This window comes from Sorangium sp. So ce590 (assembly GCF_051521365.1).
Classification (GTDB): Bacteria; Myxococcota_A; Polyangia; order Polyangiales; family Polyangiaceae; genus Sorangium.
Genome location: NZ_CP150346.1, coordinates 10,096,383 through 10,110,948, shown reverse-complemented (window position 1 = coordinate 10,110,948; position 14,566 = coordinate 10,096,383). Strand labels below are relative to the sequence as shown.

The 14,566-nt window shown below is 71.7% G+C and carries 10 protein-coding genes; 9 read left to right on the top strand and 1 reads right to left on the bottom strand.

From position 1 onward, the window contains the following. Positions 1-63 precede the first annotated feature (63 nt). From WMF28_RS38365 to WMF28_RS38325, 9 genes are all read left to right on the top strand, one after another. Positions 64-1,455: a DUF1501 domain-containing protein gene (locus tag WMF28_RS38365; protein WP_437598569.1), complete on the top strand. Its 1,392-nt coding sequence runs from the start codon at positions 64-66 to the stop codon at positions 1,453-1,455. Then, on the top strand, positions 1,452-2,660 hold the full coding sequence (locus WMF28_RS38360; protein WP_437598568.1) for a c-type cytochrome: 1,209 nt from the start codon (positions 1,452-1,454) through the stop codon (positions 2,658-2,660). Before WMF28_RS38365 ends, WMF28_RS38360 begins: the two co-directional genes overlap by 4 nt. 211 nt (positions 2,661-2,871) lie before the next feature. Next, entirely contained in the window at positions 2,872-4,560 is a 1,689-nt protein-coding gene (locus tag WMF28_RS38355) for a metallophosphoesterase family protein (RefSeq protein ID WP_437598567.1), read from the top strand. A gap of 182 nt (positions 4,561-4,742) precedes the next feature. Next, the gene (locus WMF28_RS38350) at positions 4,743-5,615 is read left to right on the top strand and encodes a BPTI/Kunitz domain-containing protein (RefSeq protein WP_437598566.1); all 873 of its coding nucleotides are present in this window, start codon (positions 4,743-4,745) and stop codon (positions 5,613-5,615) included. 295 nt (positions 5,616-5,910) lie between these two features. Continuing rightward, entirely contained in the window at positions 5,911-7,590 is a 1,680-nt protein-coding gene (locus WMF28_RS38345) for a DUF1592 domain-containing protein (RefSeq protein ID WP_437598565.1), read from the top strand. Beyond that, positions 7,587-8,996, top strand: a complete 1,410-nt coding sequence (locus WMF28_RS38340; RefSeq protein ID WP_437598564.1) for a DUF1552 domain-containing protein — start codon at positions 7,587-7,589, stop codon at positions 8,994-8,996. The genes WMF28_RS38345 and WMF28_RS38340 overlap by 4 nt, the downstream gene beginning before the upstream one ends. Before the next feature lie 210 nt (positions 8,997-9,206). Further along, positions 9,207-10,223 carry an aldo/keto reductase gene (locus WMF28_RS38335; RefSeq protein ID WP_437598563.1) on the top strand — a complete coding sequence of 339 codons (1,017 nt, stop codon included), beginning with the start codon at positions 9,207-9,209 and terminating at the stop codon, positions 10,221-10,223. Positions 10,224-10,669: 446 nt separating this feature from the next. After that, a complete protein-coding gene (locus WMF28_RS38330; protein WP_437598562.1) occupies positions 10,670-12,334 on the top strand; it encodes a hypothetical protein in 1,665 nt (554 codons plus the stop codon). A gap of 38 nt (positions 12,335-12,372) precedes the next feature. Next, a complete protein-coding gene (locus WMF28_RS38325; protein ID WP_437598561.1) occupies positions 12,373-13,920 on the top strand; it encodes a hypothetical protein in 1,548 nt (515 codons plus the stop codon). A 137-nt stretch (positions 13,921-14,057) separates the two neighbouring features. On the opposite strand, the gene WMF28_RS38320 is transcribed toward WMF28_RS38325, so the two are convergent. Then, complete coding sequence (locus WMF28_RS38320; RefSeq protein ID WP_437598559.1) at positions 14,058-14,342, bottom strand: hypothetical protein; 285 nt, start codon at positions 14,340-14,342, stop codon at positions 14,058-14,060. Positions 14,343-14,566 lie beyond the last annotated feature (224 nt).

Genomic DNA, 14,566 nt, shown 5'->3' with positions numbered 1-14,566 from the left:
GCGTTCGTGGCAGGATCGTGCGGTCGCGGGCGGCGCCAGCAGATATCTTGAGGACCCCCCGCGATGCCCCGTCATGACCCCTGCCCCCGCTGTCATGATCTCCCGCGCCGCGCGCTGCTCCAGGCCGCCGCGGGCGCGGCGCTCTCCGGCGTCCTCGGCTTGCCGGCGCGCGCGCTCGCCGCGCAGGGCAAGGCCGCGGAGGACGAGTTCTTCCTCTTCATCCACGCGTCCGGCGGCTGGGACGTGACGCTCTGGGCCGACCCGCGGAACGAGAGCAAGGGGCTCGTGAGCCCGGCGACGACCGACAACACCGACACGGCGCCGCTCCGCCTCTGGGTCGACGCGCCCGCGGCCGGCGGGGCGAGGAGCTTCGCGCACGTCACGCCGAAGGGCTCGAGCCTCGCCTTCGGCCCGGGCATCGGCGGCCTCGCCGACCTCCACGACCGGCTGTGCCTCATCAACGGGCTCGCGATGAACACCGTGAGCCACCCCGACGGCACCGCCTTCGCGACCACCGGTCGGCACCTGAGCGGCGGCCGCGTCGTGGCCTCGAGCGTCGACGCCATCTGCGCCAGCGCGCTCGGCGCCGGCCAGACCTTCCCCGTCGTCTCCGTGCAGTTCCCCTCGGCGTTCGTCGGCGACCGCCTCGACCGGCGCGCCGCCCCGCTCATGGTCGGGGACGTCGGCGCGATCAGCCGCTCGCTCTCCCGCGCGCGCCAGTACGACACCGACGAGGACCGCGCCGCGGTGACAGCGCTCCTCTCCGAGGAGGCCAGGACCCTCGCCGCGCGCTCGAGCTACACCGACGCCTTGAACGGCTTCGCCATCCAGGCGGAAGGGCTGGGCAAGATGCTGAGCGCCGAGCTCCAGGAGGTGTTCTCCAGGGGCAAGCTCATCCAGGCGCACCCGGAGTTCAACCACAGGGCCCGCTTCGCCAGGCAGGCGGCCGTCAACGCCGCGTTCGCGATCGAGGCCATGCGGCGGAACGTGGTCCGCTGCGTGAGCTTCGCCAGCAGCGGGTTCGACACGCACACGAGCAACTACCGCCAGCACGCGGCCACGCAGCAGGAGCTCTTCGACCTGATCGCCGCCCTCCTCGGCTCGCTCGACAGGACCCCGCACCCGACCCGGGCCGGCAAGAAGCTCTCGGATCACACCCACCTCCTCGTGACGAGCGACTTCTGCCGCACGCCCCAGCTCAACACCGCGATGGGCCGCGACCACTACCCCAACAACTCGGCGATGGTGATCTCCCCGCGCTTCCGCGGGGGCTTCTCGTTCGGCAAGACCGACCCGGAGCAGCTCCTGCCCGCCCCGGCGAAGGCGTTCCAGGCCGGGCCGAGGCCGATCGCCCCGCCGGACCTGCTCGCCACCTTCCTGTTCGCCTTCGGCATCCCCCCGCGTGAGCACCTGCGCGACGGCGAGGTGGTGCCGGAGCTGCTCCGGCAGCCGTGACGCTCCTGCGCCGAGCGGCGTCCCTCGCCGCGCTCACGCTCGCCGGCTGCGCCTCGCTCGCGCTCACGCTCGTCGCGCTCGCCGGCTGCGCCTCGCAGGCCGCGGCGCCGCGCCCGCCGCTCGTCGTGCGCCCGGTCGCCTGGCCCGCCCCGGGGGGGCTCGGGCCGGTCCGCGCGGTCGCCGACGCCGGCGACCGCGTCGTGCTGTTCCACGACGGCGCCGCGGCGGTCTTCGTGAACGGCGCGCTCGACCGGGTGGAGCGCGCGCCCCACCGCTGGGTGAGCGCCGCGGCCCTGCCCGCGCCCGACGGCCACGGCACGTGGATCGTCGGCGTCGACGCCGAGGGCCGGCTGCTCAGGCTGCCGGGCCAGGGGGCGTTCGAGCTCGTCTCGGATCGCTATGGCCTCGAGCGCGCCGCGGTCCGGGCCGCGGCCGGCCTCGGCCTCGACGGCGGCGCCGCCTTCGCGCTGGACGGCGAGATCGCGGTCGCGGACGGCCAGAGCGTCACGCGCTACGCGACAGGGCCGCTCGCGGCGTTCGCGGCGGGCGGGCGGCGCGTGGCCTTCGCGCCCGGCGGCGACGGGCTCCTCGCGCTCGACGTGGCCCCGAGGGCGCTGCGATCGTACCCGCTCGCGGCAGACGGCCCCGCGCCGCTCCTCGCCGTGACGGGCGCGGGCGCGCTGCTCGCGGCCACGCCGGCGGCGCTCTACGCCGAGGACGGCGCCGGCGTGCTGCGCCTCCGGCTGCGGGCGAGCGCGGCGCTCCACGGGCTCGCCGTCTCCGGCGATCGCGTGTGGTTCGCCGACGGCGGCGAGCTCGGCGTGCTCGACGAGGCCGGCGCGCGCGCGACCCGCGGCGCGCGCGTCCCGCAGGTCGCAAGGCTCGTCGGCTCGCCGAGCGGCGACGTCTGGCTGCTCGCGTCGGGCGCCCTCCGGCGCTTCGCCGTGGACGACGACGGCGCCCGGCCCGCCTGGGACGACATCGCGCCGGTGTTCGACCGGGCGTGCGCGCGCTGCCACCTCCCGCGCGGCGAGGGCGGCGTCGACCTCTCCACGCGCGCGGCGTGGGCGTCGCTCCGGGAGGTCATCGCGCGCCGGGTCGTCCACGAGCGGACCATGCCGCCCCCGGGGCACGCGCTCTCCGAGGCCGATCGCGCGCGGATCCACGATTTCGTCGAGCGCATCGGGCCACCCACGCGGCCGTGATGCGCCCGCCCGCGCCGCCGCGACGCGCCCGCCCGCGCCGCCGCGACGCCCGCTCGTACAGCCGTGTCGCGCGCCCGCCCGTACGGCCGTAATGCGCGCCCGCGCGGCCGTGGCGCGCGCCCGCTCCTGCGTCCGTGACGTGCGCGCCCGGAGACGCGGCGCGCTCGTCTTGCGCTACCCTGGGGCCCCACCGCGAGAGGAGAGCTGCCTGATGATGTCGTTCAGCCCTGATCCACGCATCGCTGAGCAGCAGATGCACGCCATCATCTATTATCTCACGGGGTTCGGGTACATCGACGGCGAGCTCGATCCGACCGAGAAGTCCTTCATCCGCGGCTACATCCAGGAGCTCGTCCAGCAGCGCGCGCGCGACGCCCTCGGCGAGGCCCCGGCGGACAAGGACGTCATCGCGCGGTGGACCACGCACTTCCACGAGGTGTTCTCCGAGATCGATCACCAGATCCAGAGCCACTTCACCGAGAGCGTCTCCGACGGGGAGGACCCCAAGGACTTCGTCCTCGCCAAGGTCAAGCTCCGCTGCTTCGAGCTCCTCGACGGCTTCGACGAGGTCAACCGCGAGGCGCTGCTCGCGACCGTCGACGGGCTCATGCTCGCCGACGGCGTCGTCCACCCGAGCGAGCAGAAGTTCCGCGACGAGCTCTCCGCGCTGCTCTCGACCCCCACCGAGATCGACGACGTGGACATCGAGACCATCGAGCAGGGCGCGGTGGTGATCGATCCGGCCACGCGCAAGCAGGCGCGCGAGGTCGATCACCCGTTCTTCAAGGCGTTCGAGTGGGACTACGCGACCGACGCGGCCACGTTCGCCGAGCAGTCCAAGGTCGATCTCGACCTGATGCGCCGGTTCGAGGAGAAGCTCGCGGAGCAGCGCGCCCGCGGCGCGGGCCGGCTCGACGGCGCGGCGGACCTCGCGGGCTTCGCCGGGCAGGCGCCGTTCCTCGACGGCCACATCTACGTCGCCTCGCCCGACCCCGCGCACGAGGTCGAGCTCCTCGTCATCGGCGATCTGCACGGCTGCTACTCGTGCCTCAAGGCGGCGCTGATGCAGGCGGATTTCTTCGCCAAGCTGCAGGCGCACCGCGATGACCCCGCCCACAACCCGCGGATCCTGCTCGTGTTCCTGGGCGATTACATCGATCGCGGCAGGTTCAGCTACAACGGCATCCTGCGCACGGTGATGCAGCTCTTCCTCGCCGCGCCGGACAACGTCTTCGTGCTGCGCGGCAACCACGAGTACTACGTCGAGCTGAACGGCCGCGTGCTCGCGCCGGTGCGGCCCTCCGAGGCGATGAGCTCGCTCGCGGCCATCGCCCCGAACGAGGTGTTCGCCGCGTACATGCGCCTCTTCGAGGCGCTGCCCAACATGCTCGTCTTCGATCGCATCCTCTTCGTCCACGCGGGGATCCCCCGCGACGACACCCTCGCCGCCCGGTGGACGTCGGTGTCGTCGCTCAACGACCCCGAGATCCGGTTCCAGATGCTCTGGAGCGACCCGAGCGAGGTCGACGCCATCCCCGCGGAGCTCCAGAAGTCCACCGCCCGCTTTCCCTTCGGCAAGCGGCAGTTCAAGAGCTTCATGCAGAAGCTCGGCTGCACCACGCTGATCCGCGGCCACGAGCGCATCCCGGAGGGCTTCCGCGTCGTCTACGACGACCCCGACGGCGTGCTCCTCACCCTGTTCTCCGCGGGCGGGAAGACAAACGACGACCTGCCGAAGGCCAGCAACTACCGCGAGGTCACGCCGATGGCCCTCACCATCCGCTACAAGGGTGGAGTCAGCCAGCTCACGCCCTTCGTGATCGAGTACGAGCGGTACAACGACCCCAAGTACAACGCGTTCTTCCGGGAGCAGCTCCCGTCGCTCGACGTCACCGTGTGACGGGGGCGTCGCACCTCGGACGACGTCGTCACGGTGTGCCGCGCCGCCTGGCACACCGCCACCTGGCATGCCATCGACGACGGATGACTATCCTACGATCGATTGCTTTTTCCTCGGGCGGCCGAGGGCACGCCGATTGCAATGCCTCTGGAATGCATCGGCGCTTATCCCTCGGTCTTGGCTTGCTTACCTCTCTCCTGCTCGCGGCGGGCTGCATCGGCGCGGAGGACGGCGGCGGCTCGGGCGGCGGCGGCGGCGGCTCGGTCGCGGGCAGCGGCGGCGGCTCGGTCGCGGGCAGCGGCGGCGGCTCGGTCGCGGGCAGCGGCGGCGGCTCGGTCGCGGGCAGCGGCGGCGGCTCGGTCACGGCCAGCACGGCCAGCGGCGGATTGCCGAACCGGTGTGCGCTGCCGCAGGAGACCGGGCCCTGCGACGCGGCGTTCCCGAGCTACTGGCACGACCCCAGCACCGGCGTCTGCGTTCCGTTCACCTATGGTGGTTGCGAGGGCAACGAGAACCGCTTCGAGTCGCTCGAGGCGTGCCAGGAGGCCTGTCAGGACACCGTTCCGGACATGGATACCTGCGAGGCGGCGGGCGATTGCGTCCTCGCCTCGCCGCGCTGCTGCGCCACGTGCGACCCGAGGGTCGACGCCCAGGCGTTCGTCGCCATCCACCGCGACGCGACAGCGGACTTCTGGAATGCCACCATGTGCGTGGACGTGTCGTGCTCGCCGTGCAAGGAGGTCAGCGAGGCCGAGCGCACCTCCCAGTACTTCACCGCCGCGTGCGAGAGCGGGCGCTGCGTCGTCCTCGACGTGCGCGAATCCCCGCTGACGGAGTGCACGCAAGACACGGACTGCGCCCTGCGCGACGGCCTCGGGTGCTGCGAGGAGTGCGGCGGGGAAGGCATCGTCGCCCTCAACCAGAGCGCGGATCTCCGCGCCATCGTCTGCCCCGAGGGCTTCGGCGCGTGCCCTCCCTGCGCGCCCGTGTTTCCGAAAGGAATGACGGCGGTCTGCTCGGAGGGCAGGTGTAAGCCGAGCACGCCCGCGCCGTGAAGGCCGGCATTCCCACCCTGCGCCAACAGGCGCCACCTCGTGAATCGTGGAACTAGCTCTCCCCGGCACCCACCCGCGGCGCCCTCCCGGGCGCGGCGCGTCATGGCCACGCCGAGCCGTCGCCGCTGAACGGATCCAGAAAATGCGTGGGGAACGTGGGGAACGTGGGGAACGTGGGGAACACCCGTCACACGGTCGCCTCGCGTTGACGCTGGACACCTGCGCCCGATAGGCTTTCCCCTTGAAGAGCTTGTAACTTCTTACATCCTCGAGCTCTTCACGAAGGGAGCTGCCCGTGAACCGAAGCACCCCGAGGATGCTGCTCGTGGCCCTCGCGCTCTCCAGCGCGGCCGCGTGCTCGGGATCGACTGGAGATGGCGGACCGGACCCGGTCGATGAGCCCGGCGTCGAGGTCCAGTGCGCGCCCGGCGTCACCGCGCCTGGCCCGACCCCGCGCCTGACGCGGCTCACGCACGCGCAATACGACAACACGATCCGGGATCTCTTCGGCAAGGACATGAAGGCCTCGGCGTCGTTCCTCGCGGACCCGGCGTTCGAGGGGTTCGACAACAACGCCAAGGGGCTCATCGTCTCCGACCGCCTCGCCCGCGATTACCGGCGCGCCGCGGAGGCCATCGCGGCCGACGTCGTTGTCGACCAGGCCGTGCTCGGCAAGGTCCTGCCGTGCGCGCCGGAAGGCGACGGCGCCGCGTGCGCCCGGCAGCTCATCCAGGCGCTCGGCAAGCGCGTCTACCGGAGGCCGCTCTCGGCGGAGCAGGAGGAGGCGTACGTCGCCGCCTACGCGCGCGGCGATGGCCTCTTCGAGTCGGGCACGCCGTTCGAGCAAGGGATCCGCCACGTCATCGAGGTGATGCTCCAGTCGCCGCATTTCCTCTACCGCGTCGAGCTCAGCGAGGCGCTCGACAGCGAGCAGATCATCCCGCTCGACGGCCATGAGGTCGCGACCCGGCTCTCGTACCTGCTCTGGAACAGCCTGCCCGACGACGCGCTCCTCGCGGCGGCGGCGGGCGGCGCGCTGGGCACGCCCGCGGGGATCGAGGCCGAGGCGCGGCGCATGCTCGCCGACTCCAGGGCGGTGAGCGCGCTCTCCGACTTCCACCGCCAGTGGCTCCACATGAGCCGCTACGCGGATCTCTCGAAGGATCCCGCGCTCTACGAGGGCTTCGACGCCAGCGTGTCCTCGGCCATGCTGGCCGAGACGCAGGAGTTCATCCGGCACGTCATCCTGGAGATGGAGGGCGACTACCGGACGCTGATGACCTCGTCCGTCGGGTTCGTGAACGACAAGCTCGCCCCGATCTACGGCGTGGAGGGGTCGTTCACGGGCGAGCTCGTGGAGACGCCGCTCGACCCGGCGGTGCGGGCAGGGCTCCTCACGCAGGCCGGCTTCCTGAGCTCGCACGCGTTCTTCGACAAGACCTCGCCGATCCACCGCGGCGTGTTCATCCAGCGGCAGATCCTCTGCGCGGACCTCCGGGATCCGCCGGCGAACATCGACACGGAGCTGCCGCCCCTCCAGGGCGAGATCAGGACGACGCGCGACCAGGTGGAGGCGCACACGTCGCCGGCGTCGTGCAGCTCGTGCCACGACATGATCAACCCGCCGGGCTTCGCGTTCGAGCACTTCGACGCGGTCGGGCGGTACCGCGCCGACGAGGGCGGAGAGCCCATCGACGCGACGGGCACGATGAAGGTCGGGGAGACCGAGATGCGCTTCGACGGCGCCATCGATTTCGTGACGCAGCTCGCGGAGAGCCCGGTCGCGCAGCGGTGTTATCTGACGAACTGGTACCGTTACGGCAACGCCCGCCAGCTGTCGCGCGAGGACGCGTGCACGATCGACGACCTCGACGCGAAGCTCGCCGCGTCCGGGTACAACATCAAGGAGCTGCTCGTCGCGCTGACGCAGACGAAGACGTTCAGGTATCGAGCCGTGGAAGAGGTGGACAAATGAATCGCAGAACGTTCTTGCGAGGCGCGTGCGGGGTGATGCTCGGCCTCCCGTTCCTCGAGTCGCTGCGCCCGCGCGACGCCAAGGCCGATCCGGCGACGGCGCCGCGCCGGTTCATCGCCTTCTTCATGTGCAACGGCGTGAACATGGGCAGGTTCTTCCCGAGCACGCGGTACGGCGCGCTGACGGCCGCGTCGTTCGGCGCGGACCGGGCGATAGCGCCCCTCGCCGCGTACAGGGACAGGCTCCTGATCCCGCGGGGGATTCACATGGTGCCGCGCGGCTTCGGGTGGGATCCGAGCGCGGGCGACGATCATGCGAAGGGGATGGGCTGCAAGCTCACGGCGCAGCCGCTCGTCCAGGGCAGCCAGTACGCCGCGGGGATCTCGCTCGATCAGTTCATCGCGAACAGGATCAACCCGCCGGGCACGCCCGCGCTCACGCTGATGGTCGGCGCGAAGACGCCGAACGTGCGCGGGCACATCTCGTACACCGGCAGCGAGCAGCCCGTCAGCGGCGAGAACAACCCGTGGCTCGCCTACAAGGACCTGATCGGCGTGACGGACCTCGACGAGGAGGCGCTCGTGCGGCTCGCCAGGCGGCGCGAGAGCGCGCTCGACCTTGTCGGGGCCGAGTACGAGGGCCTGCTCAAGAAGAAGCTCAGCAAGGCCGATCGCGAGAAGCTCGAGATGCACTTCCAGACGGTGCGCGACCTCGAGGTGGACATGGGCAACGCGGGGGTCATCCCGCGCGAGCTCCCGCCGGAGCGGACGGCGGAGATGGAGGGGATCGACCCGGCCACGGTGTCGTTCGACGCCGAGTTCAAGAAGATCGGCCGGATGCAGATGGACGTCCTCGCGCTGGCGATCGCGACCGGCGCGACGCGGTCGGCGACGCTGCAATGGGGCTCTGGCGCGCACGGGCCCATCTTCAAGTGGGACGGGATGAGCCACGAGTACAATCACCACAAGCTCTCTCACGGGAACACGAAGGACGACGACTCAGGGAGCGTCGTCGACGGTTACGAGGAGATGATCCACGACATCGATCGCTGGTACATCGGCGAGTATGTCTATCTGCTCGACCGGCTCGCGGGCTACGACGAGGGCGGGGCCTCCGTGCTCGACAACAGCGCTGTCGTGTTCATGAACGAGGTCTCCAACGGCAAGATCCACGATTTCCGCGACCTGCCGTACATCATCGCGGGGAGCTGCGGCGGCTACTTCAAGATGGGGCAGTACATCAAGGTGACGCGGGAGCCGGACACGCTGCAGGACGAGGACGCGCCTCACAACAAGCTGCTCACGACGCTCGCGAACGCTGTCGGCTGCACCGAGGAGGGCGGGGGTCCGATCACGAACTTCGGCTCCTTCGGCCAGCCCGGCGAGCTCGACGATCTCAAGGCCTGAGCGGCGCATCTCCCGTCCTGGGCAGGTGGCCTCAACCCGGGCGCGGCGCCCGCGGTGAGCCGCGCCCGGGCCGGGTGGCACACCGACTGCACATGGGCTTCGTCTTCAAAAGGAGCGTTGCCTTTTATGACGAAGCAGCCTTCCCGGCGGGCATTTCTCCATACTGTGGGTGCAGGCGTGGCGCTCGGCGCGTGCGCAGGAAGCGCGCAGGTGTGGCAAAACGCCACATCTCCTGGCGAGGGCTCCCAGGAGCCTCCCAAGGGGCCTGCGCCCGGGGCGCCCGGGGGCGAGGACGTCGAGCTGCCGTCCGGCGGCGTGATGCCGACGAGGCCTCTCGGGCGGACCGGCGTGAACGTCAGCCTCATCGGCCTCGGCGGCTACCACATGGCGATCCCGGAGGACGAGCAGGAGAGCCTCCGACTCGTCCGCTTCGCGATCGATCATGGGGTCAACTTCCTCGACAACTGCTGGGACTACCACGCGGGCAAGAGCGAGGAGCGGATGGGCAAGGCGCTCCAGGATGGATATCGCCAGAAGGCCTTCCTGATGACCAAGCTCGACGGCCGCGACCGCGCGTCCGCCGAGGCGCAGCTCGAGCAGTCGCTCCGAAGGCTGCGCACCGACGTCATCGATCTCGTGCAGATGCACGAGATCATCCGGATGAGCGATCCCGAGCAGATCTACGGGCCGGGCGGCGCGATGGAGGCGCTCGTGGCCGCGAAGAAGGCCGGCAAGATCCGGTTCATCGGCTTCACGGGCCACAAGGACCCGGACATCCACCTCGCCATGTTGAAGATGGCGGAGCGGCAGGGCGTCCCGCTCGACACCGTGCAGATGCCGCTCAACGTCCTGGATCCCCATTACCGGAGCTTCGAGAAGAGGGTCCTCCCGGCGCTGACGCAGCAGGGCATCGGGGTGCTGGGGATGAAGCCGTTCGCCGGCGGGGAGATCGCGAAGTCCGGCGTGGTCTCGCCGGTGGACTGCCTGCATTATCCCATGAGCTTGCCGACGTCGGTGGTGATCACCGGCTGCGACACGATGGGTGTCCTCAAGCAGGCGATCAAGGCGGCGTACACGTTCCAGCCGCTCAGCAAGGAGCGCGTCTCGGCGATCCTCGCGCGCACCGCCCCGCTCGGGGCCAGAGGGGAGCACGAGCAGTTCAAGACCACGGAGCGGTTCGACGGCACGACGAAGAATCCTCACTGGCTGACGACCGCGAAGATCTGATCGGCGCGGAGGGTGGCTGGTACCCCAGTCAGCGCGCCGGCCCGGCTGGGCGCCACGGGTGGACCCTGCGTTCGCGCCTGGAGGAATCCGCTCGGAACCAGCGCGCGGGCACGGGTCCGGTGCGGTGTCCCATGGAGAGCGTGCCACGCGACGTACCTCGACTCACTCGCACAGCCTCCGATACCAGGGACCGACAAACGCTTTACGGCATCGGATTGTCTTTTCTCATCCGAAGCGCCGGTTTGTGGCGATCTCTACCCCGTTGACGCCGTGCGGCTCGCGTACGTACCGTCCGCGTATGCGTGTCGTCGAGCCATCGCTGGACGTCTGCGTGACGCTCGGCGGGACCGCGCCGGCCGCCGAGGGCGTCCGCGCCTTTCGGGTGGCGGTCCCCGAGCAGGAAGGGGCTCCTCCGTCGGGGCGCGGGGCGAGGCGGAGGGGAGCTCGTGCGTCGTAGGCTCCAGGATCGATGCCGGGGGGTTGCTCGTCGCATCGCGGTCCTCGCGCTGAGCGCCGTGGGGGCCGCGGGCGTGTCCGGGTGCTACGCCGACGACTGCGCGAGGACGTTCACGTGCGAGCCGCTCCCCGGCGAGAAGCCGCCGGTGCTCCCGGCGTCGCCGTGCGACGGCGATCCTGCGGCGAGCCCGGCGAAGGACGGGTGCGGGGTGTTCGTCAGCGCGTCGTCAGGCGACGACGGGAACCCTGGCACGAAGGGCGCGCCGGTGAAGACCTTGCAACACGCGATCGGGCTCGCCGCGCACGGACGAGGCGACGGCAAGCCGCCGACCCGACGCGTATACGCGTGCGGCGGGTCGTTCGAGGAGGAAATCACGCTGCCTTCCGGGGTCGACCTCTGGGGCGGCCGCCGCTGTGAGGACGGCGACTGGTCGTACGCGTGGTCGTTCGGCGGGACGGACGAGGTCACCGTCATCGCGCCGCCCGAGGGGATCCCGCTGCGGATTGTCGAAGGGGACGACCCGCGGGCCATCCCGGGAAACGACGCGACCTCCATGATCTTCGGCGTGCACGCCGTGGCGGCGGATGCCTCGGCGCCCGATGGGAAGTCGTCGATCGCGATGATCTTGAGCGCGGGGACCCGGGCGATCGTGCGGGACAGCGCGATCGTCGCGGGCAACGGCAAGGACGGGGAGTCGGGCGAGGACGCGCTCAGCGAGCGGGCGACCGACGGGGCGCCGGGGAACCACGGCGCGCACGCCTGCACGGCGGACCTCGCCACGGGCGCCCTTCCGGTCGTGACCGTGTGCGACGATGGAACCGAGTCCATTGGAGGCTACGGGGGCGACGGCGGGCTCGACGCAGGGGGCGACGGGGAGCCGGGACAGCCGGAGCCGGCGGCGAATCCGGAAGGCAAAGGCCTCGCGGGGACCGGCGCGGGCAGCAGCCCGTGCACACCGGGGGCACGGGGCGCCGAAGGTGCCGACGGCGGGCGCGCTGCCGGCGCGGTGGGCGCGGGCCACCTCGGCCGCGATGGATGGATCGGCGTCCGAGGCGAGAACGGCAAGAGGGGTGGCGTCGGTCAAGGGGGAGGCGGCGGGGGCGGCGGCAAAGGGCGAGACGGCACGATCGCGTGCCGCGCGGGCAGACCGCAGGGCGGCGCGGCCGGCGGATCGGGCGGGAGCGGCGGTTGCGGAGGTCGGGGAGGCAAGGGGGGCGGCTACGGCGGCTCGAGCATCGGCATCGTCGCGTTGCAGGGGAGCGCGCTCACGCTCGAGGCGACCGAGATCACCACGGGCAACGGGGGTCTGGGGGGCGCCGGCGGGAGGGGCCAACCGGGGGGCTTCGGTCGCGGTGGCGGCTCCGGCGGGGTTCACCATGAAACGGACATGTTGAACGCGTGCGGCGGCGGGGGCGGCGGCCGTGGAGGCCGCGGCGGGGACGCCGGCGGCGGCATCGGGGGCTCGTCCTACGGCGTCGCGTTCATCGGTGCCTTCGTGAGCATCGATCCGGGCGTGATCGTCCAGTTTGGACGGGGGGCCGACGGCGGCCTCGGAGGCAATGCGGCTCCTGACGACGACCGGGGCCGGGGCGAGCCTGGCGACGGCATGGCCTACCGTCCGTTCGATGCGCCTGATCCAGGCCCCCCCAATTGACCGTGGCGGTGCGCGCCGTGCGGCGCCGAGAGAGGACCATGAGAACGATCCGAACGACCTGTCCGGTTCTTGCACTGCTGTTCGTCGTGGCCGGGTGCGGCACCGCACCGGCCGCGAGCGACGTCGGCGGGGCACCGTGCGACGGCTCCGCGGCGTGTCACGACGAGGCGCCGCCGGAGTCGGTCTGTCTCGAGCGCCTCGCCGCCGATGAGCTGGTGGACGGCTGCGGCGTGTTCGTGACCAACGAATTCGGAGGCGGTGACGACGCGAACCCCGGCACGACGAAAGACAAGCCGGTGCGCACGCTCCAGCGCGCTGTCGAGATCGCGCGCACCGGGCGCGGGCGCGTGTTCGTCTGTGCCGATGGGTTCTTCGGTCCGCTGGCGCTGCCCTCCGGGGTCGATCTGCTCGGAGGGTTCCATTGCTTCCAGTGGTGGCGTCAGGCAGGGAGCAGCTCCCTGCTTCAGACCACCCACGATCAAGCGATTGCCCTGACCATCGTACCGGCGACCGCCGAGGACACGGGCGCCGCGGACGGGATATCGAGAATCGTCGACATGGGCATCACTTCATCGGAGCCGATTGGCATGCTCGTCCAGTCGAACACCGAGGTCGAGATGCTCCGAGGCTGGTTTCGCGCCGCCGCCGGGTGGGGGGGGTATCACGGCGAGGACTTGCCCGGGCCGAGCGACGCCCCCGACGGCCCCGATGGGATGTACGGCGGCGACGCGTGCTCGGCGGAGACCGTGGCCGGCGGGGCTGCCGTGGTGAACCCGTGCGAGGGCGGGCTCCCGAGCGTCGGCGGCAAGGGCGGTGACGGATTGCCCGGCGGCGCGGAGGACGGGCGCGACGGCGAGCCGACCCCGACGCCGAACCCCAGCAACTACGGACGGCGAGGAAGCGGGGACGTGGCCGACGTGGGCTGCACGCACGGGAACTACGGGATCTACGGCGCGCGAGGCACCGCCGGCGCACCCGGCCAGGGCATCGGGCGCATCAGCGAGGCCGGCTGGGAAGCGGACTGGGCCGGCGACGGCGGCTGGGGTACGCCGGGCCAAGGCGGCGGCGGAGGCGGCGGCCGCAGGGGCGGGCTCGGCGTGTGCGGCGCGGCGTCCAAGGGGGGCGCCGGGGGAGGCTCGGGCGGGGCCGGCGGCTGCGGCGGCCGAGGCGGCAAGGGGGGCGGGAACGGGTACCCGAGCATCGGCATCGTCGCGCTGCACGCCAGGGTGACCGTGCGCGACTGCGAGATCCTGACGTACAACGGCGGCGAGGGCGGCGACGGCGGTGAGCCCCAGCGAGGCGGACGAGGCGGCCGGGGCGCCCCGGGCGGCGTGCTGGAGGACCGCTCGGCCTATTCCTGCAACGGGGGCCCCGGGGGCTACGGCGGCGAGGGCGGCTACGGCGGCCCGGGGCGCGGCGGCGACTCGATCGGCATCGCAACCCTCGACGAGGACCGGCTCACGGTCGAGGGCGTCACCTTCACGCTGGGGCCGCCGGGCAAGGGCGGCATCAGCTGGGACGACCAGGGCAAGATGATCTCGGGCGAGGACGGCGTCGCTGTGGAGACGCGCCGGTTTCCTGAATAGCTGGATTGGACTGGATTGTAGCTCGCCCAGCGAACCGTGTCACAGGAAGCCAGCGCGTCCACAGGCCCGGGTGCAGCGGCGGCCATCGGGGTGATCGGTCGAGCAATTCAAGCTCCCCCCACCACCCGGGCCGCCCGTCAGCGGGGCGCGCCGGCGGGAGGCGTCGGCACCTCCTCGAACACCTCGCCGTCAGGCAAGGAGAGGACCTCTTGGCCGGCCGCCGCGAGCTGCGCTCTCGGCACGTCCCGGAAGCGCGCGCGGAAGGCGGCCGACGGGCGGAGGGTCATGGCCTGTCCGGTCCACCTGCGCTGGTAGGTGGTCTCGACGCCGGCCTCGCTCGCCGCGACGAGGCTGATGTTGAGCTTTTCGAGGCTCGCGCCCGTGGCCGCGGCGGCGCCGTCCGCGATGCAGGAGAAGTGCACGCTCCGCGGGCTGTGGTGGACGACCAACCGTCCCGCCGCGATGGACCGAAGAAACGGCGGCGAGGAGCAACAATGCCGCGCAGCTCGTCGTCTTCCGCATGCTCGATCCCTGTGCGGCAGGCGAAATGTCCCCGATCCCTGGCGACGTCGAGGGGGTCGCCCCCCGGCGTCCCGCGCCGCTCCGCCCGCGCAACGCACGGATGAGCCGCGGCGCGACGCGCCGT